The sequence below is a fragment of the Rhodococcus opacus genome (assembly GCF_012396235.1).
Classification (GTDB): Bacteria; Actinomycetota; Actinomycetes; order Mycobacteriales; family Mycobacteriaceae; genus Rhodococcus_F; species Rhodococcus_F opacus.
Map to the genome: position 1 here is coordinate 1 of NZ_JAAXPA010000107.1, position 1,258 is coordinate 1,258.

The following is a 1,258-nucleotide window of genomic DNA, read 5'->3' on the forward strand; positions in this document are numbered from 1 at the left end:
CCATGTCGGCAGTGATCCCGAGTTTCTGAGCGTAGTTTTGGGCGTCCGCCGCGGCGACCACGGTGGGGTCCTCCTTTTGTTGACGGTGCTCGGATACCCGAACACCTGCCGGATGAAGATCAATTAGGTGAAAGCGAACATGCTCGAACGCTTTCGCGCAAGCCGACCACGCGAATTTTTCTCAGAAAGTAGTGATGCGTGGTCATCGACCGAGCCTACGGTGCGGGAGTCACGATGTGGGGCAGGCTGCCCGAATCGCGTCGCTGAGCTCGTCTCCACGGCTGGCGAGCGTGTTCAGAATGTCGCCGCGTTGCCCGCCGTCGACGGCGGCCGCGAGTTCCCGATAGTTGTTCGCGTAATCGGTGAGCAATCCGGTCAGTTCGGTAGGAAGCGTGGGTGTGGCGGCGTTCGCACCGTCGGCCGCCGCCCGAAGGGCCGCCGCCGCGGCGCTCGCCTTCGCGCCGGTATCCGCGGCATCGGCGTTGGCGGCGTCGATGAAGGCGTTGTAGGTGTCGATGGTGTCGCCGGCACGGTTCACGAACATCGTGCACTGTTCCACGAGCGCCTCCCGCTCGGCTGCGGCCTTCTGTGAGGACGACGCGGCCACCGATGAGGACGTCGCCTCCGCGGCGTACTCGGCGGCCTGAGAATCGTTCTGCTGCGCGGTCCCCTCGATGGCGCCGCCGCATCCGGCGATGACGCCCACACCGACGATCGCCGCGACGGCAGCACTCGCCGGCCCCCAGCGGCGCCTCGACGTGCGCATTCGTCTCCCCCATGTTTTCGACGACATCGACAAGTTCAACATTCGGCCCCGGATCTGCGCAAACGCTACCGGAGAGTAACCCGAACACAGTGTGCCGACTGCGCCGCGATGGTGAAAGATAAGGGTCGCGCCATATTCATAAAGGAGATGGGTCGGGCCTAACAAGGCCGCGATCGCATGGAGAGGACGCCACACCGCGCGTCCCACCACAATGAGGAGCAACGTTGTCAGACCTGATCCAGGGACCCGCGTCTCAACCGGATTCCGCCACACCCGGCGCCGGAGCGGCCCAACCTTCCAACCCCAGTGCGACCCCGGGTTCCGACGGCCGCGTTCGCGTCATCCGTGAGGGTGTTGCGTCTTATCTGCCGGATATCGACCCGGACGAGACCACGGAGTGGTTGGAATCGTTCGACGGACTGTTGGACCGGTCCGGACCGACCCGTGCCCGGTATCTGATGTTGCGGATGCTCGAGCGGGCCGGGGAGAAGC

At 64.9% G+C, this 1,258-nt stretch carries 2 protein-coding genes; one reads left to right on the top strand and one right to left on the bottom strand.

Translation table 11 applies throughout. From position 1 onward, the window contains the following. Positions 1–229 precede the first annotated feature (229 nt). Positions 230–766, bottom strand: a complete 537-nt coding sequence (locus HGB39_RS38070) for an Rv2240c family protein (RefSeq protein WP_005562267.1) — start codon at positions 764–766, stop codon at positions 230–232. Between the two features lie 224 nt (positions 767–990). Here HGB39_RS38070 and HGB39_RS38075 point away from each other — a divergent pair. Continuing rightward, positions 991–1,258, top strand: a 268-nt coding sequence (locus HGB39_RS38075; protein ID WP_167120641.1) for a pyruvate dehydrogenase E1 component-related protein, incomplete at its 3' end; no start/stop codon positions are given.